The organism is Nostoc sp. JL31 (assembly GCF_017114965.1).
Taxonomy (GTDB): Bacteria; Cyanobacteriota; Cyanobacteriia; order Cyanobacteriales; family Nostocaceae; genus Nostoc; species Nostoc punctiforme_A.
This window is the reverse complement of the sequence record NZ_JABXKO010000102.1, coordinates 1-20,586: the sequence shown is the minus strand read 5'-3', so window position 1 is coordinate 20,586 and position 20,586 is coordinate 1. Positions and strand designations below refer to the sequence as shown.

General features: G+C 40.5%; 16 protein-coding genes and 7 pseudogenes. 9 read left to right on the top strand and 14 right to left on the bottom strand.

Going from position 1 to position 20,586, the window contains the following annotated elements; translation table 11 throughout:
* Positions 1 to 566: 566 nt before the first annotated feature.
* On the bottom strand, positions 567 to 2,057 hold the full coding sequence (locus tag HWQ43_RS25140; RefSeq protein WP_292738722.1) for an ABC transporter permease subunit: 1,491 nt from the start codon (positions 2,055 to 2,057) through the stop codon (positions 567 to 569).
* Positions 2,058 to 2,144: 87 nt separating this feature from the next.
* On the opposite strand from HWQ43_RS25140, the gene HWQ43_RS25135 reads away from it, so the two are divergent.
* On the top strand, positions 2,145 to 2,909 hold the full coding sequence (locus tag HWQ43_RS25135; protein WP_292738720.1) for an amino acid ABC transporter ATP-binding protein: 765 nt from the start codon (positions 2,145 to 2,147) through the stop codon (positions 2,907 to 2,909).
* Positions 2,910 to 3,025: 116 nt separating this feature from the next.
* Here HWQ43_RS25135 and HWQ43_RS25130 read toward each other — a convergent pair whose 3' ends face one another.
* Positions 3,026 to 3,226 carry a hypothetical protein gene (locus HWQ43_RS25130; protein ID WP_094348136.1) on the bottom strand — a complete coding sequence of 67 codons (201 nt, stop codon included), beginning with the start codon at positions 3,224 to 3,226 and terminating at the stop codon, positions 3,026 to 3,028.
* A 264-nt stretch (positions 3,227 to 3,490) separates the two neighbouring features.
* On the bottom strand, positions 3,491 to 4,183 hold the full coding sequence (gene lipB / locus HWQ43_RS25125; RefSeq protein WP_292738718.1) for a lipoyl(octanoyl) transferase LipB: 693 nt from the start codon (positions 4,181 to 4,183) through the stop codon (positions 3,491 to 3,493).
* Positions 4,184 to 4,803: 620 nt separating this feature from the next.
* Between lipB and raiA the strand changes: the two genes are divergently transcribed.
* The 7 genes and pseudogenes from raiA (at position 4,804) to HWQ43_RS25090 (ending at position 7,638) form a co-directional block, all read left to right on the top strand.
* A complete protein-coding gene (raiA, locus tag HWQ43_RS25120; protein ID WP_292738716.1) occupies positions 4,804 to 5,451 on the top strand; it encodes a ribosome-associated translation inhibitor RaiA in 648 nt (215 codons plus the stop codon).
* A gap of 153 nt (positions 5,452 to 5,604) precedes the next feature.
* A pseudogene (locus HWQ43_RS25115) lies at positions 5,605 to 5,826 on the top strand (Photosystem Q(B) protein 1); the annotation flags it as partial.
* Positions 5,810 to 6,157 (top strand): annotated as a pseudogene (locus HWQ43_RS25110) (rhodanese-like domain-containing protein); the annotation flags it as partial. The pseudogenes HWQ43_RS25115 and HWQ43_RS25110, both read left to right, overlap by 17 nt.
* Positions 6,158 to 6,184: 27 nt before the next feature.
* Complete coding sequence (locus HWQ43_RS25105; protein WP_292738714.1) at positions 6,185 to 6,394, top strand: hypothetical protein; 210 nt, start codon at positions 6,185 to 6,187, stop codon at positions 6,392 to 6,394.
* Positions 6,395 to 6,719: 325 nt separating this feature from the next.
* On the top strand, positions 6,720 to 6,932 hold the full coding sequence (locus HWQ43_RS25100; RefSeq protein WP_292738712.1) for a hypothetical protein: 213 nt from the start codon (positions 6,720 to 6,722) through the stop codon (positions 6,930 to 6,932).
* 5 nt (positions 6,933 to 6,937) lie between these two features.
* Positions 6,938 to 7,073: pseudogene (locus tag HWQ43_RS25095) on the top strand (pentapeptide repeat-containing protein); the annotation flags it as partial.
* A 193-nt stretch (positions 7,074 to 7,266) separates the two neighbouring features.
* On the top strand, positions 7,267 to 7,638 hold the full coding sequence (locus HWQ43_RS25090) for a transposase (RefSeq protein WP_292738710.1): 372 nt from the start codon (positions 7,267 to 7,269) through the stop codon (positions 7,636 to 7,638).
* A 347-nt stretch (positions 7,639 to 7,985) separates the two neighbouring features.
* Here HWQ43_RS25090 and HWQ43_RS25085 read toward each other — a convergent pair.
* The 4 genes and pseudogenes from HWQ43_RS25085 to HWQ43_RS25070 all read right to left on the bottom strand — a co-directional run.
* Positions 7,986 to 8,435 (bottom strand): annotated as a pseudogene (locus tag HWQ43_RS25085) (dihydroorotate dehydrogenase-like protein); the annotation flags it as partial.
* A gap of 183 nt (positions 8,436 to 8,618) precedes the next feature.
* The gene (gene nifJ / locus HWQ43_RS25080) at positions 8,619 to 12,212 is read right to left on the bottom strand and encodes a pyruvate:ferredoxin (flavodoxin) oxidoreductase (protein WP_292738709.1); all 3,594 of its coding nucleotides are present in this window, start codon (positions 12,210 to 12,212) and stop codon (positions 8,619 to 8,621) included.
* A gap of 314 nt (positions 12,213 to 12,526) precedes the next feature.
* A complete protein-coding gene (locus tag HWQ43_RS25075) occupies positions 12,527 to 12,793 on the bottom strand; it encodes a hydrogenase maturation nickel metallochaperone HypA (protein ID WP_292738724.1) in 267 nt (88 codons plus the stop codon).
* A 56-nt stretch (positions 12,794 to 12,849) separates the two neighbouring features.
* Positions 12,850 to 13,335 (bottom strand): hydrogenase maturation protease, encoded by a 486-nt coding sequence (locus HWQ43_RS25070; protein WP_292738707.1) that lies wholly within the window; start codon positions 13,333 to 13,335, stop codon positions 12,850 to 12,852.
* 249 nt (positions 13,336 to 13,584) lie between these two features.
* Here HWQ43_RS25070 and HWQ43_RS25065 point away from each other — a divergent pair, with 249 nt between their 5' ends.
* A complete protein-coding gene (locus HWQ43_RS25065) occupies positions 13,585 to 13,776 on the top strand; it encodes a hypothetical protein (RefSeq protein ID WP_099099305.1) in 192 nt (63 codons plus the stop codon).
* Between the two features lie 201 nt (positions 13,777 to 13,977).
* Here HWQ43_RS25065 and HWQ43_RS25060 read toward each other — a convergent pair whose 3' ends face one another.
* The 7 genes and pseudogenes from HWQ43_RS25060 to HWQ43_RS25030 form a co-directional block, all read right to left on the bottom strand.
* Positions 13,978 to 14,835, bottom strand: coding sequence for a sulfurtransferase (locus tag HWQ43_RS25060; RefSeq protein ID WP_292738705.1), 858 nt, complete (start codon positions 14,833 to 14,835; stop codon positions 13,978 to 13,980).
* A 161-nt stretch (positions 14,836 to 14,996) separates the two neighbouring features.
* Positions 14,997 to 16,214, bottom strand: a pseudogene (locus HWQ43_RS25055) (Ni/Fe hydrogenase subunit alpha); the annotation flags it as partial.
* Between the two features lie 139 nt (positions 16,215 to 16,353).
* Entirely contained in the window at positions 16,354 to 16,806 is a 453-nt protein-coding gene (locus HWQ43_RS25050) for a hypothetical protein (RefSeq protein WP_292738703.1), read from the bottom strand.
* A 72-nt stretch (positions 16,807 to 16,878) separates the two neighbouring features.
* Positions 16,879 to 17,417 (bottom strand): annotated as a pseudogene (locus HWQ43_RS25045) (oxidoreductase).
* A 61-nt stretch (positions 17,418 to 17,478) separates the two neighbouring features.
* A pseudogene (gene hoxU / locus HWQ43_RS25040) lies at positions 17,479 to 18,200 on the bottom strand (bidirectional hydrogenase complex protein HoxU).
* Positions 18,201 to 18,234: 34 nt separating this feature from the next.
* The gene (locus HWQ43_RS25035; protein WP_292738701.1) at positions 18,235 to 19,062 is read right to left on the bottom strand and encodes a DUF6544 family protein; all 828 of its coding nucleotides are present in this window, start codon (positions 19,060 to 19,062) and stop codon (positions 18,235 to 18,237) included.
* A 29-nt stretch (positions 19,063 to 19,091) separates the two neighbouring features.
* Positions 19,092 to 20,586: NuoF family protein (locus HWQ43_RS25030; RefSeq protein ID WP_292738699.1), on the bottom strand; the 1,495-nt coding region annotated here is incomplete at its 5' end.

Sequence of the window (20,586 nt, the reverse complement as noted above, 5' to 3'; positions counted from 1 at the left end):
CCCAGCCATACACAGATACACCCCTCTCATACGAGAAGTAGATTACCATATTTCGGTATTAGTGGGATAGGTTCCTGATTGCTTTCAAATTTCTCATTTGCTTCTCCTCTAATGAAAAGTTTTTAATTTTTAGCTGGCAAAGTGAACTGTTACAATCCAGCCGAAACTAGACTTGCATTGAATAGTTCAAACCTATTCACTGAGTTCTAATTAAAACGTAGTTGTACTGCCATACTCAGCCCTCAAATAGCAAGCACGAAATCATTAACTGAAATTGACTTACGGTTATAGTTACTATTTACATTTCTTAATGATTACAAGTCTATGATAACAATAAGGTTATCTGATTGATATTACATAACTTTTTTATTGGATTCGTCGTAAGATATTAATTTAAATTAAACAGTCAGTTATAATCACTCTAAAAAAGGTATAGTCTGTTCCCACATAATTTATATTTCCTCTTAAAAATCTTAATCCACAACTTCTACCTATCCGAAGAATGAGCTTTACAAGCATATTGATTATCATTCTCTGGATTTTGAGAAATTATTTTTGAAAGTCTCTTAGCGCTTGATGGGATTCATCCAAGCTTCTAATCGGCTAAATGCTTGGGAAGAAAGTAGCGTCAAACATAAATAAACAACCGCTACACCTGCGTAAATCTCAAAGGCGCGATAGTTATCAGCAACAATTAACTGTCCTTTACGTAGTAATTCTTCAAACCCAATCACAGAAACTAAGCTAGTATCTTTCAACAAACTGATAAACTCATTCCCCAAAGGTGGAATCATCCGCCGGAAAGCTTGGGGAAAAATTACATAACTCATAGTTTGTACAGAACTTAAACCTAATGATTTTGCTGCTTCTGCTTGTCCTGGTTCAATTGATTGAATCCCAGCACGAACAACTTCGGCAATGTATGCAGCGCTATTCAAACTTAAAGCAGTTACCCCGGCACTTAGACGATCAAAAGAAAATGTCAAACCAAGTTCTTGTAAAATTGCTGGTAAACCAAAGTAAATCATAAAAATTTGCACCAGCAAAGGCGTTCCCCGAAAAAAATCTACATACGCCCTCGCCAACCAACGCACAGGTGCAATATGAGAAAGGCGAACAATACCAATTAAGGAACCGCCAATTAAACCAAATACTACCGAAAGTATCGTCAATTGCAACGTTATCAATGCACCCTGCAATAGACTTGGAAAAGCTTGTAAAACCACCCTAATTGAAGTTAATATTTTAGGTGCGCTAGTGTTAGTTTGATTCTCAAATGGTGATTTAGCTGGTAGTGATGGCGGTTCAACTTTAAACCATTTCTGGTAAATCTGGGAATAAGTGCCATTTTTTAACACCCTATCCAAGCCATCATTTATCAATGCCAAATTCGGCGAATCTTTAGCTGTAGCAATGCCATAGAACTCCTCCGTCAACAATTTCTCTACTACTTTAATTTCCTTAAGATTGCCTGTATTAATTGCATATAAAGTTACAGGTGCATCATTAATTACTGCATCCACATTACCATTGAGCAATTCTTGCAGGGCTATGGGTGCAGAATCAAAACTGCGAATTTGCACCCCTGGAATACTCTTAGCCTTTGCAGCCCCGGTTGTACCAATTTGTACAGCAATTTTTTTATTTTTGAGACTGTCAAAACCAGTAATATCTTGATTGTCTGCACGAATTGCGATCGCTAACCCAGCCTTAAAATAAGGACGGGAAAAAGAAATAGTCTTCGCCCTCTCCTCTGTAATCGTGATCGAACTAATGGCCGCATCTACCGTTTTGGCTTGCAAAGCTGGGATAATGCCATCAAAAGGCAGACTTTGAAAATTCACTTTAAAGTTAGCAGAGGAAGCAATGCCATTCATCAAATCAATCGAAAAACCCTGCAACTCGCCACCTTTTCCTTGAAACTCAAAAGGTGGAAATGCCGGTTCAGTAGCAACCCGCAGAGTTTTCCCCGCACTAGGATTCACCCTACAGCCAGCCAATAACAAACAGCAAAAACCTACAACCACACACCAGCGCACAAAACCAAATTTAACCATATTATATTCTCTTCCCTCTGCGCTCTTGGCGTCTTGGCGGTTCGTTAAAAATCTTACAATCAAATTTTGAGCAGCTTGGCATAAGTAATGAACAATACCATCCCCGCCATTATTTTTGACAATATCGAAAAAAACTTTGGTTCCCTCAAAGTTCTCAAAGGAATCACCGGCGAAATCAATCGCGGAGAAGTGGTTGCAGTTATTGGTTCCTCCGGCTGCGGTAAAAGTACCCTACTACGCTGCTTCAACCGCTTAGAAACCATTGACAAAGGGCGTTTAATTATCAACGGAATTAACTTATCTAGGCCTACTGTCAACTATAGTCAACTGCGGCAACTACGAACACAAGTAGGCATGGTTTTTCAACAGTTCAACCTGTTTCCCCATCTCAGCGTTCTAGAAAATATGACACTCGCACCACGTAAAGTCTTGGGTAAAACACCAAAAGAAAGCGCCCAACTAGCGAGATTATATTTAGAAAAAGTTGGCTTATCTGACAAAGCCTCTGCTTATCCCGAACAACTTTCTGGCGGACAAAAGCAACGAGTAGCGATCGCTCGTAGTTTATGTATGAATCCCCAAATCATGCTATTTGACGAACCCACCAGCGCCCTAGATCCCGAACTCGTCGGCGAAGTTCTGCAAGTGATGCAGCAATTAGCCACAGAAGGGATGACAATGGTGGTTGTCACCCATGAAATGCAATTTGCAAAAGAAGTAGCCCATCAAGTGATATTTTTAGACAAAGGTATTGTGACAGAACAAGGTCCAGCCTATGAAGTGCTGACCAATCCCCAAAGCGATCGCCTACGTATTTTCCTAAGTCGCCTTCAAATAATTCGTAATTCGTAATTCGTAATTAAAGACTTCCTTTAAACTCCTTACTCACTACTCATCACTGGCTCAACGCCCCGCTACCGCTAACATCACTCATCACTCATCACTCATCACTCATCACTCAGCACTCTTTAAAGATACTCACGCAAAAAATCAAAGGGATCATCTTCCCAACAAGGTTCAGGTATTAGCCAAAATAAACTACCACTGATGTCGGCTTCAATTTCATCACCGTCGTCTCTATCAAATAGTTCTATCAAAGCTGTCCAATCACGTTCTCTGAGAGATGTTATCGATGGGGCATATACCTGGAGATTATTTGAGTAATTCACGCGCAAAGTTGTGCTTGACAGCCGTAAAAAGTTAGTATATAAGTCTAGAAATAATCAGATTCTAGCTTTGACAACCGCAGTTATACCAATTCAAAATTCAAAAAGTTTGATTTAATCTGGCTTTTCAGGTTTGTATCTATCACATTCTTTTTTCAAATGGGTATTAAATAAAATTTTAATACTATTAAATATGGACTACTCTCATTAGTGTCTCACAATTTAAATAGGACTGCTATAGTATTTATTACATATTACAAGCTGAATTTACTCAGATCGTAAAAATCCTTGAGACTGAGATTCAACTAATTCCACGCCAAAGACTTCCGCAAAAGATTGTGCTATGTAAAAACGCACTTCTTGGCAGGTGATACCTGGAATCCATTCGGCTAAACTGCCTACGGGCTTGTTAGAAATACCGCAGGGTACAATGCGCTCAAAGCCTGTCATGTCTGGACAAACATTTAACGCAAAGCCGTGCATAGTAATCCAACGACTGACTTTAATACCAATAGCTCCAACTTTCCGCCCTTGCAACCAAACGCCAGTAAAAGCCGGAATTCTTTCTCCTTGCAATCCATAAATTGCCAATACGCGAATTATTACTTCTTCGAGTTGCCGTAAGTACCAATGGAGGTCTTTACGATAACGTTGCAGATTTAAAATTGGATAGCCTACCAGTTGACCGGGACAATGGTAAGTAACCTCGCCACCCCGTTCAACTCGATGCACATCATACTGGCTTTTGTCAATATCAAATTTGAGAAAGTCTGAGTTGCTTCCTTGTCCCAAAGTGTAGACAGGAGGATGTTCTAGCAAAATTAACACATCATCTAGACTTGGGTCATGAATGCGCTCAGTCAGAAGCGATCGCTGCCATCTATGAGCTTCCAAGTAAGGCATTAATCCTTGATTATACAGCAAACAAGTGTTTTTTTGTGGATCTGTACTATGGATCATGCCAAAATTCAACCGTATAAAGAACGAAATATATTTCAAGTTACAGGATTAGAATAAACAATTGTCAAGCTTTGCAAAGGATTTTAAAGGAAAGTCAAGGGAACATGCATTAGAAAATACAAAGTGCTAGCTTGAATATATAACCTCAATAGGTTTTAGGAGGAATTCTCTGCAATAAGCATTATGCCAAGACAATAAGGAAGAATGTACTGGCTGATGACTTTAATATCATTGTTTGCATTTTAAACAGAATCAAACTTCCACAAAGCCTTGTATTCTTGAACAACAGCAAGCAAACCTCAATCGAACACAGAAGGAGCAACTATCAACAGTTCTGTAAGCATTCCTTTAAAGGAAAACGTAGTCATAGAAGCGACAATTAGATTTCCTCACTCAAGAGTGCTAATTGGATATACAATTAGACATCAGCGCAGAGATGCGGAGGTAAATCAAGGGTATAGTTGACAATTCCTCAGATGCAGTAAGCTGAGAGACAGCTTAACAGCAGTAGATACAATATAGTTCACAATTTGTTTTGGCGGGGGTAATAAACCTTACCGCAATTTCTTTTCATACAAAGCAAATTCACACATCCAAAATATTGAGCGGGAGAGTATTACATGAAGCTTGTCATCCACGGCAAAAACATTGAAATCACCGATGCGATTCGCGAGTATGTACATCAAAAAATTGAAAAAGCAGTTAGTCACTTTCAAAGTATTACAAATGAAGTGGATGTGCATCTTAGCGTCGCCCGGAATCCCCGAATTAATCCAAGACAAGCGGCTGAAGTAACTATTTATGCTAATGGTAGCGTTATTCGTGCCGAGGAAAGCAGCGAAAGCTTATATGCCAGCATTGACTTAGTTGCAGATAAAATTGCCCGTCAACTGCGGAAATATAAAGAACGGCGTCAAGACCACAAAACTCAAGCTCTAGCAACAGAAGTAGTTATTCCAGAGTCGATAGTAACAGATTTAATTGGCGATCGCACCGCCGAATTGCCCAACGAAGTCGTCCGCACCAAATACTTTTCTATGCCGCCGATGACCGTTGCAGAAGCCCTAGAACAACTGCAACTCGTGGGACACGACTTTTATATGTTCCACAATTCTGAAACTGGAGAGATTAATGTAATTTACGAACGTAACCACGGTGGTTATGGTGTTATCCATCCCCGCAATGGTAACGGACATACTAACGGCAAAAATGGCAAGGCAAGCCACACTAATATAGTCATGCCGGAAAAGTCGCATTCGAGTAAATAGGGAGATGAGGGGAGCAGGGGAGAAGTTGCAGTAAGCCTTTCCCCTCTCCAAAAACCGATATCAAAATCGCCTGACACTTTATATAACCATATGGTTATATAAAGTGTCAGCTTAACTTGTCTTAAACAACGATTAACCTCGGAATTAAAAATTATGACTATTTCTCTGCAACGACGCCAAAGTAGTAACAATCTTTGGGAGAAATTCTGCAATTGGATTACCAGTACTGACAACCGTATGTACATTGGTTGGTTTGGTGTACTGATGATTCCCACACTATTAACGGCAACCATTTGTTTCATCATCGCTTTCATTGCTGCACCACCTGTAGACATAGATGGTATTCGCGAACCTGTCGCTGGTGCTTTACTTTATCGGGAATCGTTCAACAATGGCTGCTCAAAAGCTATTTGATGCGGGTTTTACCACTGTTACCCATCTGGAAGGGGGTATAAGCGCTTGGAAACAAGTGGGTTATGCTACCACAATTAACAAAAATGCTCTCATTAGTTTAAGCCGACAAGTGCAAATTGTTACTGGCTCTTTGGTGTTAATAGGCACATTATTAGGAGTATTTGTTTCTCCTTGGTTCCTGATTCTTAGTGCTTTGATGGGAGCGGGATTAATATTTTCGGGAATTACAGATAGTTGCCTATTAGGGATGCTACTAGCAAAGCTTCCTTATAATCAACGGAGCAGTGTATGACGCTGTGGATTATTTGGCATTCTGAATTTGTTCCAGCGAATAGACTTCAGAAAACTTTTAGTTATTTTTTGCTTGCAGTTAGGTAAATCAATACCTGTAAATTATCGCATTTATAACAAACAAGATGGTCAGACAAAAAATGATTATTTACGAGACATGATTACTGAAGTTTTAGCTTGGGGATTGGAGCCTCATGTTGTAACCACTGATGCTTGGTATTCCAGCAAAAAAACCTGAAGTTCTTTAAAAACAAGGAATTAGAGTTTTTAACTGGAATAGCCAAAAATCGCTTATGTTCAGTTGATGGTAAAAATTTTACCCAAGTCCAAAATCTAGAAATTCCAGAGAATGGGTTAATAGTACATCTGAAAAAGTTTGACAAGTGAAAGTATTTCGGAGACTTTTCAAAAACGAAATTCCCAGATATTACATCATGTATGTGCCTGACAAAGATGCACTATTTTTAATTTCTTTCGTCGAATTTAAGGAGTTACATTCGATTGATTGGGGGATTGAATGTTACCATCGAGCCATCAAACAAGTATGTGGAATTTAGCTATTCATGGTGAGGACATCTGAGGCAATTAAAACTCACTTTTTTAGTGCTATCCGCGCTTTCACACAACTAGAATTAATGCGAACTCAAGAGTTAATTGAAAACTGGTATGAAGTCCAGAGAAATTTGTCTCTTCAGGTGGCTTGTGACTTCATTCTGGAACATCTTGAACAAAATATGGACTTAAATGCACATATTCATACTCCTGTCAATGCGTAAGTCCTGTGAATCTGCAAGAAGCAGAATTAACGAATGCAGACCTCAGCGGTGCAGGCAGATTTTAGCAATGCCGATTTACGTCAGACACGACTTGGTAAGGCCAACTTCAACCAAGCATGTTTGCCTCTCGCAAACATGAGTAGACATCTCCAAAAATGAATGTAGAGATGTAGCAGTGCTACGTCTCTACAAAGATTCTAGATAACGCATATTTAATTTCACCAGATGTTTTAATACACCTGACTTTTTCCGTTAAGTCTCTCTAGCAAGCTGCTATACCTCGTTACGAGACGCTACGCGAAGCATCTTATAGAGAAGAACGTAAAGGAAGAAAATGAAGAAACTTAGTCCAGGTCAAAGAAATGAGTCAATTTTTCTAGAACAATTGATGGAACAAGGAGCAGTTAAGCGTTCTGGTCGGGGTCGTCCGCGTTTATGTCCTTTGAGATTGGTTGGAGATAAAGGCTATACAGGTCGCCGAATACGTAATTACTTACGCCGTCGTGGTATTCGTCTTACTATCCCACGACTCTCAAATGAACCACGTGGAGGTTCTTTTAGCCGTGAAATCTACCGTCAACGCAATATTGTTGAACGCACTATCAATCGACTCAAACAGTTTCGCCGCATCGCTACCCGATATGAGAAACTTGCTGCAAATTATACAGCTATGATTACGATCGCCTCCATTCTCTTGTGGTTATAGTTTGAAAACACGCCCTAGCGATCTCGCTGATGGCGGGGGAAGTTGCATCTTTGTTACTGTCGCGATCGGCAGTACCAATTCTTTACTATAAACTCTGGCGTAAGCACAAAGCAATTCCGAAAGATGCCAATGCCCCAACGGATCAACCTATTGTCGAAATAATTACTAATTTGTAACCCCCGCCATTGATATTTAACCAAAGTAATACGATGTGTCATTAGCGGCTTTCCATTCAGGTTTATAGGTGCTAAGGATTTGTGTAAAAATAACCTGAACAGTTTTTGTGTGAAAGCTAGATTTAGCAAGCTATTCCAAATAAATTTTGTACAACTTATTTTTACATGATGCCTAAGAGAGCGCATATACTGGGCACGTTCAAAGGCACTGGGATTTGGGCAATGCTTTTGACTCATACTCCCTTGCATTTGTTGTATTGATTCGTATTCGTGTTTTTGCATCCATTCGCGCATTTCCTGCTCGATGACTCGAATGTGGTTAATTCCATGTCGTAGCAGTACCGAGCAAAGCATCGTAATCTTGGCACCAGCCATGAGCATTTTTAATGCATCATCGCCCCGATGAATACCGCTAGTTCCGGCCAAATCGGCAGAAATGCGATCGTAGAGAATTGCAATCCAACGCAGAGGTAATCGCATTGACTGCGGTGTACTTAACAACACATTGGGTTCAACATCAAGAAGATTGAGGTTAATATCCGGCTGGTAAAAGCGGTTAAACAGTACTAAAGCTTCAGCACCCGCCGGATCCAAACGTTTTGCCATATTTGCCGTAGAGGAGATGCGGAGGGAACAAGAGGCGATCGCAATTTCATCCCTAAATAAGTTGTAGTCAAGTCCATCATGATTACTCCTATTTTCAATGTTATGTAAAATATTGGTGCAAGATGTCGGGGAAAGGCTAAGGGAAATTCCATCCCTTTCCCCCACTGCTGCAAGAAGTCTATTGCTCGATTTCATAATTTAATTTCTGGCAGCTAAATATTGATACATTTGCCAACGGGTTTTGACATCGGCTTGAGCTTCTTTAAGTAACTGTTGTGCCGCTTCTTGATTACTTTTAGTTAACATTTTGAAGCGGTTTTCTAAATACATATATTGCTCTAGCGGTAACTTTGGTGTACGCGAATCTAGTTGTAGTGGGTTTTCTCCCTGTTTGATCCGGTCTGGATTAAATCGATACAATAACCATTGACCGGAATCGACAGCAGCTTTTTGATTTTGCATTGCTGTACTCATGTTGATACCGTGGGCGATGCAATGGCTGTAGGCAATAATTAACGATGGCCCTTGGTAGGCTTCAGCTTCTAGGAAAGCCTTAAGAGTGTGTTCATCTCGCGCGCCCATTGCGACGCTGGCAATATAGATATTGCCGTAAGTCATCGCCATTAAACCCAAGTCTTTTTTCGGTGCAGCTTTACCCCCAGCCGCAAATTTTGCTACAGCCGCTTTCGGTGTGGCTTTAGACATTTGTCCACCTGTATTGGAATAAACTTCAGTATCAAGAATCAGAATATTAACGTTGTGTCCACTAGCTAAAACGTGATCCAATCCCCCAAAACCGATATCGTAACCCCAGCCATCACCACCAATAATCCAGACGCTCTTTTTAACTAAGTAATCAGCTAGCGATTTTAGATTTTGGATTTTGGATTTTAGATTAGGAACTATTTCCGCAGTTAAGATTTGCTCTAACTTCTGTTTCAATAGCGCTACTTTTTCTCGTTGTTCCCAAATATCAGCTTCATCTTTTTGTTCGGAATTGAGGATACTATTTACCAGTTTTTCACCCACATCTGTTGTTAGTTGTTTGAGTAATTCAGTGGCAAATTCTGCTTGTTTATTAATTGAAATGCGAAAACCAAGTCCAAATTCAGCGTTATCTTCAAATAACGAGTTTGACCAAGCTGGGCCGCGTCCTTCAGTATTATGCGTCCAAGGAGTAGCAGGTAAATTTCCGCCATAGATAGAAGAACAACCTGTAGCGTTGGCAACAATCATGCGATCGCCAAACAGCTGTGTTGCTAATTTTATATAAGGTGTCTCACCACAACCCGCGCAAGCCCCAGAAAACTCAAATAATGGTTCTTGCATCTGCTGCTGGTTAATATGAGTCAGCTTTAAATGACTTCTATCTGGATTGGGAATATTCAAAAAGAAATCCCAATTTTCGCGTTCTTGTTCGCGTAATGGCAGTTGCAGTTCCATGTTAATTGCTTTGCGGCGTAGTGCTGATTTATTCTTCACTGGACAAACATCTACGCAAATACCGCAACCAGTACAATCTTCTACTGCTACTTGGATAGTGTATTTCAAGCCTTGCCAATCGTGGTCTTTGGCATTGGCACTCTTAAAGGTTAATGGTGCATTTTCTAACTGCTGCGGTTCGTAAACCTTACTGCGGATGACGCTATGAGGACACACCATCACGCACTTACCACACTGAATGCAGACATCTGTATCCCAAACGGGTATTTCTTGGGCAATGTTGCGCTTTTCCCATTTCGCTGTACCTTTAGGATAAGTACCGTCTATCGGTAAAGCACTAACTGGCAGTTCATCTCCTTGACGGGCAATCATTTTATTTAGGATGGGGAATGGGGAGTGGAAAAACTCTTCCCTATTCCCTATTGCCAATCCCCTGTTTCTCACCTCATACAGATTCTCTAAGGTGGTGTTTACAGCCTTGAGGTTCATCTGGACAATTTCATCGCCTTTCTTGTTGTAAGTCTTGCTGATGGATTTTTTAATTTTGGCGTTAGCGTAGCTCGCCGAAGGCATCGCTTCTTCTCGTGGCAATACACCCGATAAGGCGAAGAAACAAACCTGCATTACCGTGTTAGTTCTGCCAGCCATACCTGCTTGACGAGCGACTTTGTAAGCATTAATTACATAAAATTTCAGCCGTTTTTGGATAATTTGCTCTTGTATTGATATTGGTAGATGATGCCAAACTTCATCAGTTTCATAAGGAGAATTAACTAAGAACGTTCCACCTGTTATTATGTCTGCCAAAATTGGGAACTTTTCGATAAAATCCCATTGATGACAGGCAATAAAATTAGCTTTGCTGATTAAATAGGTCGAGCGAATCGGTTGTGAACCAAAACGTAAGTGAGAAACTGTGACCGAACCTGATTTTTTGGAATCGTAGACAAAATAGCCTTGAGCATAATTGTTTGTTTCTTCTCCAATAATTTTGATTGAGTTTTTATTAGCGCCCACTGTACCATCTGCACCCAAGCCATAAAAAATTGCTCTTACTATGTTGTCAGGTTCAATGCTAAAGTCGGGGTCATAATTCAAGCTGGTGTGGGTGACATCATCATTGATTCCCACAGTAAAATGATTTTTTTTTTGTTCAGATGCAGCAAGGTTATCGAAGACCGCTTTAATCATCGCTGGTGTAAATTCTTTAGAAGATAAACCGTAACGACCACCAACGACTTTAGGCAGAGGGGAATCTAACTCTAATTTCTCCCCTGCTCTCTTATCTCCCCATTCCTCATGGATAGCAGCAACTACATCCAAATATAATGGTTCACCAGATGCGCCTGGTTCTTTGATGCGATCAAGAACGGCGATAGTGCAGGTAGTTGCTGGCAAGGCGGCGACAAAGCACTTGGCATAAAATGGGCGATATAGTCGGACTTTCAAAACGCCCACTTGCTCACCATAGGCGTTGAGGTAATCTACTATTTCATGTACAGCCTCAGAACCAGAACCCATGAGCACAATAACTCGTTTGGCTGCTGGATCGCCGTGGTATTCAAATAGTTGATATTGTCGCCCAGTCATCGCCGCAAATTCATCCATGACTTTCTGGGTGATGTCTGCACAAGCTAAATAGTAAGGATTGACAGTTTCTCTAGCTTGAAAGTAGACATCAGGGTTTTGGGTTGTACCGCGCAAAACAGGTTTATCGGGGGTGAGGGCGCGTGAGCGATGGGCCAATACTAATTCATCGGGAATAAATTTTCGTAAGTCATCTTCTGCTAACAGTTCAATTTTGTTAATTTCGTGAGAGGTACGAAAACCATCAAAAAAGTGCAGAAAGGGTATTCGTGATTCTAAAGTCGCTCGTGTTGCGATCAAAGCAAAGTCTTGTGCTTCTTGCACTGACGCAGCACACAACATAGCAAAACCAGTACTACGCGCCGCCATGACATCACTATGATCGCCAAAAATAGAGAGGGCTTGCGCGGCTAGCGATCGCGCGGCAATATGAAAAACTGTAGGTGTTAATTCTCCAGCAATTTTGTACATATTGGGGATCATCAACAATAATCCCTGCGATGCTGTAAATGTGGTTGTCAGTGAACCAGTTTGTAAAGCACCATGTACAGCACCAGCCACACCTGCTTCACTCTGCATCTGTACTACCGAGGGAACAGTACCCCAAATATTGCGTTTTCCTTCACTAGCCCAAGCATCTGCCCACTCAGCCATCGGTGAAGAAGGAGTAATGGGATAAATCGCAATGACTTCATTGATTTGATAGACAACCTGGGCAACAGCCTCATTGCCATCTATGGTTGCAAATGTTCTGTTCTTCATCTTCTTGCACCTGCGAAAGTCCCGTTAGAGCTAGCCATCATTAAGCTCAATCCACATTAGGACAAGAAACTGAGAAACTTGTGAAGAAATAAAATTGATTGGGGACTAGTACCGCAAGGCGGAATTCAAAATTCAAAATTCAAAATTCAAAATTAATACAGCGTAAGTATTTCATTGGTTTTTAATGGGTGGTTTATTTAAGTCGTACTGTACTAGTTGAGCGCTTTCTTTTCAAAGATTTATTACACAGTTGATTTTATCTGCCTGATGCATCGCAAGTTGATTGATAACTTCAATAATATTCAGGCGATGAATCAAGACACTTCTAAAAAAGCTAGTTCAAACTCGTTGCCTTGACGCACTTCACAATAAGCTTGCTGACACTCTGGACATTCATTCAGTTCGCTAATTGGGTGAAATTCAATGTTGCAATTCGAGCAATAACAAACAACAGGAACATTCTCTACTTGCAGTTTGGCATCTTCCGCGATTGTTCCTTTTTTGGCAACATCAAAGGCAACCTCCAAAGAATCTGGCACTACATCAGATGCCTCACCCACGCGCATTTGTACTAAACGAATGTGTTAAGCGCCTTCGTCTTTAGCTCGTTTGACAGCAGCATCAAGAATATTTTGCATCATGCCAACTTCATGCATAATTCTTTCCTCGCAGTTTTGATTAAGTGGTTTATTTTATCAATTGCTATCTCTATTCCTTGTTCAGCAAGAGGTGATAGATTCTCACCCAATTCAAAGTTCACTCCTGGTACCGTTACCCACCAAGCTGGCGGACAATGACCGTACAGGGCTAAAGTCAAAGCTAAGAGCGATCGCGGATCGGCTGTATGTCCGGCGATAATATTGGAAGAGTTAGGTAAGAGTGATTGTACTTGCACCTGGGAACTTTCGGACGCTAAACAAGCATCAATAAATACTGCCAAATCAGTATTTGCCAACGCTTGGGTAAGTTCGGGGGTGAGTTGGTGGACAGCAATAGATTTCACATTTGATAGCTGCAACATCTTAGCTACTCGTTGACCAATGCCATCATCACTACGCAACTCATTACCGTAACCAATTGCGACTGCCTCCGGTAGAATATAGCCCATCGCATTATAATTCATACTTTTTACTTATCCAACCCTATTTTTAGGTTAGATAAAAAATTTGAGGAACTTGTGAGGAAATATTTTAATTAAACAGTTTTTTCATCTATTAAAAATAATTTCTCAAAATTGACTATTCAAAATAGGTTAAACTGTATGTAGAAGCTGGCAGAATATTAGTACAATCTGCAACAAATCTTAATGCATAGATTAAGAAGAAGTGGGTTTTGTCAGCATATATTAGATGAAGTTCAAGAGGTGAGTATCATGCAAAAAGAATATATGGAGATTTTAGAATCATTAATTAATAAATTGACATTATCTGCAATATTAGAAATGTTAGAGCGAATATGTCACAAAAAAGCAGAAAATCTGAGAACTCATTGGCAAGATGAGACTTCAGCAAAGCTTTGGGATAAAGCCGCTAGACAGATAGAACAGATAAATGTTGATGTTTGATTGAAGAATAATTCAGAATTCAGGAGTCAGAATCAATGGGTAGATGATTCAGAGCCGCCACGTAATTCTTGCACCCATAAATCATAGATTTGGTGTGGTGTTGTAAGGTTTATTCAGCGTTCGATTAAGTGCTCACGCCCAAGTCCACCAGTCTCGCATAATTCAAGAATGGCGATCTTGGGAAGGCAATGCTTGATACGCTCATTGCATGACTCTGCTATCAATTGGTAGTGAAAAATCACGAGACCATTCATTCCAAGAGCCAAAATAATTTCTAGCAGAAATTCCCGCCTCTTCAAGGGCTATTAATGTATTAGCAGCCCTTGAACCCTTAAAGCAGTAAATATACACAATGGACTCTGAAGTAATACCTACTGACTGACAAATTTCTCGGATTTCATCTGGCGATCGAAACGTGGGAATTTCCGATTCAGAATTCATCAGATGATGCCATTCTAACCATACAGCGTTAGGGATTCTGCCTTTGCGGGGACAAAAATCAGGATGGTAAGGAGAAGAACTCAACCCAAGCCATTCGTTGCGATCGCGCACATCTAATTTAATAATTGCTGGATTGTCAATTGCTTGCAACATCTCCGTGGTAGTCACCATTATGTCAGCATTGGGATGCAATCTAAATATGCTGCTTTCACGCTTCGGTACTTCATCGGTAGTAGGTAATCCTGCCTTGAGCCATGCTCTATATCCTCCGTGTAAAATAGATACGTGAGTGCAACCCAAATATTTCAGTAAGAAAGCTGCTCGACAAGATTGACCATAACCTTTATTTAAAGCATCTTCATAAACAATTAACTGTTCTGTACCAGATATTCCTACGCTGCTCATGATTTCTGCAAAGTACTCTTGCAATTCCTTTAATCCTGTTGGGGAGGAATTCTCTAAAAGATATGTGAAAAAATCTCTAATATTTATGGCTTGAGAAATATGAGAAATAGCATAATCTTCTTGACTTCGCGTATCGATAATGACAGTTTGTGATGATTTTTCTGCTAGCAGCGACGTGATTTCTTGAGGAGAAATGAGGAGTTTTCTATTCACGCTTTCATGCTTCTGTTATCGTGACATTAGGTATTATCGCCCTTAATAGATTCGCATTTTGGAATGAAAATCACAGAAACATGAAGGTGAAATATTACGAGAAAATTTTTATGAATGTGTTGTTTTTAAGTAAGAATTAATAATCCAGAATTCTAAATAAATTACTCCCGCCAAACCTCATTAACAACACTTCCATCAACATCAACTAATTGAATATGTAAAGGCATTTGTCCCGCCACATGAGTGGAACAACTCAAACAAGGGTCAAAAGCTCGAATTCCCGCCTCAACTCGGTTTAACATCCCTTCAGGAATTTCCGAACCGTGAATAAAATGTCGGGCAATTTGAGCTACTGTGCGATTCATCGCTAAATTATTCTGACCTGTGGCAATTATTAAATTTACTTTCTGAAGTAACCCATTTTCATCAACTTGATAATGGTGAAATAATGTCCCGCGTGGCGCTTCACTACAACCAACTGCTTCTAATTGGTTAATCCCAGCATCAGCCTGCAATTTGGTAGACATTAAATCTGGGTCATCTATGATAATTTCTATGCGTTCGATGCCAGCCAAAATTTCAATTAATCGGGCGTAATGATAGAAAAATGATGATGTAACTGTACCTTTGCCATAATCTCTAAATTCTCGTAATTCCACATCAGCTAAAGGCGTGCCAATATGATTACAAATATTCAGACGTGCTAGCGGGCCTACCCGATAAATACCACTATCTAAACGACAGCGATCGCTCTGGTCAGGATAACCCAAAGGACGATAGTAGGGAGACTTTAAATAAGAATCCGGTTGAACTATTTCACCGATAAATTCTTGATAATTAGTAGGATCGAGTTTATCAGCAATGATATTCCCAGCGCTATCTACAAAGCGAATATGTCCGTCGTAATGTTCCCACAAACCATCGGGAGTGACTAACCCCATAAATAAGCTAGGAAAATTACCAAAGGTTTGTACTTCTTTTTCGTAATCTTTGATTAAGCTTTTAAATCTACCCAGTGCATCTAATATTATCGTGCGTGCTTCTGGTATGCGGTTTTGAATATGGGTGCGTCCTTCTTGCGATAATGGTTCGCGGACACCACCAGGAACCGCCCATGATGGATGTATCTTTTGTCCTCCCAATTGTTCGATAATTTCTTGTCCAAATTGACGTAAGCGAATTCCCCCACGCGCTAGTTCTGGTTCTGCTGCAATTAATCCAAATACATTGCGTTTTTGAGGATCGCTATCCATTCCTAACAATAAATCTGGGGCGCTGAGATGGAAGAAACTCAGGGCGTGGGATTGAATAATTTGTCCCAAATTCATTAAGCGGCGAAGTTTTTCGGCAGCTTTGGGAACTGTCACCGCAAGAACTTGCAAAAGCCTTGATATACAAAAATTTTGACTTTTGACTTTTGATTTTTGATATGGAAAATCTAAATTGATTTAATTTGGTTGAAGTTGCAATAGGTTATAAATTACCAAAATAAATCTCGCTGACAATTTGAATTAACAGCTAAAAATGTGAGCTTTCTAGATTGTGGTGTGATTGATTAGCCCTAGTGTGTAGCCGCATCCATTTAAAAGCAGTAATGTTTAATAATAAACCCACAAAGAATAACAAGACCATTAAGGCTATCTGATACCAGAGAACTGGTTGGACAAATAAATCTAAAACCAGGTGTAGTAAGTTCACGATGCTGTAAAAGATAGTTAAACCAAAATGAATACTTCGATAACGCTTTGAATCGGTAAAAGCAGTAACGATAATTCCGAGCATTGGTAGGGCAAAAAATCCCAGCATCAACCACATAATTCCAGAAATATCATTGAGATTTGTCGCTTTTTGAGATTCGACAACAGATAAACCGTGAAAAAGTGGCATTAAGCCTAGTTGTGTATGAAACAATATTCCTAGCAGAAATACTGTCCAAAGAGCAATAATTCTTTCGCGATAATTAACTGCCATAATTGCTCCTCAAATTATTTGGAAATTACTTTACTTTCAACTTAGATAAAGAATTTGAGTAACTTGTGAAGTTTAACCAAACTTAATAAATTCGCGTCCTTCTAAGTGTGGCTTTTCTCCCCTTAATAGTGGCTCTAATACTGCTTTAATTCTAGTTGCTGAAGGTGGGCAACCTGGTAAGTATACATCACTCTTGTATGAACTGGGATCACCCGATCTAATAATGTTGGTACAATACCTGGTTCATGGGGAATTTGACCATGAATATCCACTGCTTCAATGTAACAACGCTGAAGGACAGGTTCGGCACTACCTAAAGGATTGCGTAAAGCAGTAACATTGCCAGTTATAGCACAATCGCCAAAGGAGACAAGAATTTGCGATCGCTCTCTGACTGTCTGAATCATTTGCAGGTGATCTTCATTAGCGATTGCACCTTCAACTAATACCACATCCACTCCTTGGGGATATTCTTTGGTATCAATAAAAGGACTAAAAAATAAATCTACTTCTGCTGCTAAATCAATCAGCCATTCGTCCAAATCGAGAAAAGACATGTGACAGCCAGAACAACCACCTAGCCAAATTGTTGCTAATTTTAAACGAGCCATAATAATTCGTAATTTGTAATTCGTAATTCGTAATTAGATTAATGAATAATTATTTTTTATTTCATCTCTGAAGGTTCCATTGCTGTTTCTCTCGTGCTGGAACTAAAAAATCAAGTTTGGCGCGATTGCGTTTCAGTTCACCGACGCTGGAACCTTGGTAAAAAAGCGCGCCTGTTGGGCAAGCATTAACGCATTTGCCGCAAGAAGTACAAGTGTCTGAGGTTCCCCAAGGCTGGTTTAAATCAGTGATTACATGAGAATTTTTCCCCCTACTCGCCATATCCCAAGTGTGCGCTCCTTCGATTTCGTCGCAAACACGGACGCAACGAGTGCAAAGAACACACGGTTGTGATCGACGCCGAAGCGATCGTGAGAAATATCGACTTTGCGATCGGGGAAATGGTAATCCAAACGCACATGATCCATACCCATTTCAATGGCTAAGTCTTGCAATTCGCAATTACCATTAGCTACGCAAACTGAACAAATGTGATTGCCTTCAGCAAATAGCATTTCGATAATTGTGCGACGATATTTTTGTAGGCGATCGCTATTTGTTTGAACTTCCATTCCTTCAGTAACTTTTGTCACACAAGCAGGTTGAAGTTTATTACTGCCAGCAATTTCTATTAAACATAGCCGACAAGCCCCAACATCCCCAACCCCTTGCAGGTGACACAAAGTTGAAATGTGAATTCCTGCATCCTGGGCTGCTTGGAGAATAGTTTCTTCCTCACGGGCGCTGATTAATTGATCGTTGATTGTTAAAGTTTTTATTGACATTTATGACCTCAGTATTTTTAAATAGCTATATTCTTTAACGAAACTCAGCTTGCTCAATCGTGGCACGGAAAAATTCAGAGTAACGCTCTGTCCCAAACCACCAGCCTGCACTCATCTGGGAAGGAATTGTAAATCCTCCAAATGTCTTTTCTTCTTGGTACTCTCCGCCAAATGGAATGTAAGTATAGCTACCATCTTCTGTTTGATCTCCCCAACGTGGCAGAGAAAGCTTTAGGAGTTTGCCGTTAGCATCTATAAACAGTGTCAGCGTTACAGGTTCATCATCAACTTTAAGACTAGCTTGGATAGTCTTCTCATCTATTACTTTCCAACTTACGCCGCACTGAGGTAGTAAAACAGAAGGTAGCCAGAAAAATTCTCCTGCGAATCGTCCAATACTAGAGCGAGTAATATCAGGACTGTGGGCATTGACGAGCGGAATCAGTCCCCAAAGAGAGAACCGCTTTCGACCAGATTTGTTGGTATAGCAATCGCTGCCGATCATTTGAAACAAACCACTACCAATCCTTGCTTTCCAGACAAATCCTTTTGTTGAGAGAATTTCTGTAGCTTGCATTGGTATCCACGGTTTATCCTGCGCCATCCTAAAACTGCCACTCATTTCCAAGCTGACAGAGGAAGCAAGAGGAGTTCCTGGTGCAATGCTATGTAAAAAATAGCGTTGTACAGGAGCAGGTAATCCTGCAACCATATCTTTAGTAAAACGATTTTCTGTTGGCGATCGCTCGAAGGATTGCCAAATTCTATCAACTTCCTGTTCGTTCTTTACGCCGATGATAACTAGAATTATGAATGCGATCGCTAGCAATGCAACAATATTCAACAAAACTTTGGTAAACATTTGCTCACCTCCGATCAAAAATAGAGCTTTTACTTAATTAACGTCAAATACTCATCCCGGAAATAACGCAATGTACTAAATACCGGATTCGGTGCTGACTGTCCCAAGCCGCACAAACTGGTATGTTTCACCATATCGCACAGTTCTTCTAACAATTTCAAGTCAGCAAAGGATGCTTTACCTTCACTAATCTTTGTCAACAATTTATACAACTGCACTGTACCAACGCGACAGGGGATGCACTTACCACAAGATTCATCCATGCAGAATTCCATGAAAAAGCGGGCGACATCTACCATGTTGGTGCTTTCGTCCATGACAATCATGCCGCCGGAACCCATCATCGAACCTAGTTGACTTAGAGATTCGTAATCTACAGGAGTATCAAACGCGGAAGCGGGAATACAGCCGCCAGAGGGTCCGCCTGTTTGCACTGCTTTAGCCGTACCGCCATCTGGCACACCACCACCCATTTCTTCAACGATTTGCCACAGGGTTGTTCCCATTGGCACTTCTATAATCCCTGTATTTTGAATTTTTCCAGCTAGGGCGAAAACCTTCGTACCTTTACTTTTTTCTGTACCGATGCTGGCGAATACATCTGCACCTTTGCGAATAATCCAAGGCACATTAGCGTATGTTTCGACGTTGTTAATTAAAGTTGGAAATCCCCATAAACCGCTCTCTGCTGGATAAGGCGGACGAGGACTAGGTGTACCGCGTTGGCCTTCAATTGATGCCATTAAAGCGGTTTCTTCACCACAAACATAAGCGCCTGCACCAATGCGAATATCAATTTTAAAGTCAAAAGGAGAGTCAAAAATATTACTTCCTAATAAACCGAGGCGTTGGGCTTGGCGAATGGCAATTTGCAGCCGATTGATTGCGATGGGATATTCAGCACGAATATAAATGTAACCTTGGTTAGCACCTACAGAGTATGCTGCGATCGCCATTCCTTCTAAAACTCGATGAGGATCGCTCTCCAAAACACTCCGATCCATAAATGCGCCGGGATCGCCTTCGTCTGCATTGCAGATGACAAATTTGCGTTCTCCCTTGCCTTTGGCAACAGTTGCCCATTTTACACCCGTGGGATAACCAGCACCACCTCTTCCCCGTAACCCACTGCGGGTAATATCATCGACAACTTTGGCAGGTGTCATCTCTCGGATTACTTGATAAAGTGCTTGATAGCCATCAGCAGCAATGTAAGATTCAATACGTTCCGGGTCAATTTTGCCGCTATTCTCTAAAACAATAGGTAATTGCTTAGTAAAAAATGGCTGGTTCAAATCTGCTTTTTGTACCTTTACTTCACCACCTTGCAATTCAGCGACAATTGCGGCAGCAATTTCAGGAGTAACATTTTCGTATAGTAGGGGTGTAAAGTTTTGTACCTCTGAGTGGTCAACTTGCACCAAAGGAGCTTGACAACACAAACCCATACAACCCACACTGCGAACTTCTAAGTAAGTTGGCGTGAAAAAACCAAAGTATGTAAAGATAAGTAAATACGGAGAA

Coding starts and splice junctions, on each gene's coding strand:
- HWQ43_RS25140 (WP_292738722.1), bottom strand. CDS start 2,057: ATGGTTAAATTTGGTTTTGTGCGCTGGTGTGTGGTTGTAGGTTTTTGC.
- HWQ43_RS25135 (WP_292738720.1), top strand. CDS start 2,145: ATGAACAATACCATCCCCGCCATTATTTTTGACAATATCGAAAAAAAC.
- lipB (WP_292738718.1), bottom strand. CDS start 4,183: ATGATCCATAGTACAGATCCACAAAAAAACACTTGTTTGCTGTATAAT.
- raiA (WP_292738716.1), top strand. CDS start 4,804: ATGAAGCTTGTCATCCACGGCAAAAACATTGAAATCACCGATGCGATT.
- HWQ43_RS25100 (WP_292738712.1), top strand. CDS start 6,720: ATGGTGAGGACATCTGAGGCAATTAAAACTCACTTTTTTAGTGCTATC.
- HWQ43_RS25090 (WP_292738710.1), top strand. CDS start 7,267: ATGAAGAAACTTAGTCCAGGTCAAAGAAATGAGTCAATTTTTCTAGAA.
- nifJ (WP_292738709.1), bottom strand. CDS start 12,212: ATGAAGAACAGAACATTTGCAACCATAGATGGCAATGAGGCTGTTGCC.
- HWQ43_RS25070 (WP_292738707.1), bottom strand. CDS start 13,335: ATGAATTATAATGCGATGGGCTATATTCTACCGGAGGCAGTCGCAATT.
- HWQ43_RS25065 (WP_099099305.1), top strand. CDS start 13,585: ATGCAAAAAGAATATATGGAGATTTTAGAATCATTAATTAATAAATTG.
- HWQ43_RS25050 (WP_292738703.1), bottom strand. CDS start 16,806: ATGGCAGTTAATTATCGCGAAAGAATTATTGCTCTTTGGACAGTATTT.
- HWQ43_RS25035 (WP_292738701.1), bottom strand. CDS start 19,062: ATGTTTACCAAAGTTTTGTTGAATATTGTTGCATTGCTAGCGATCGCA.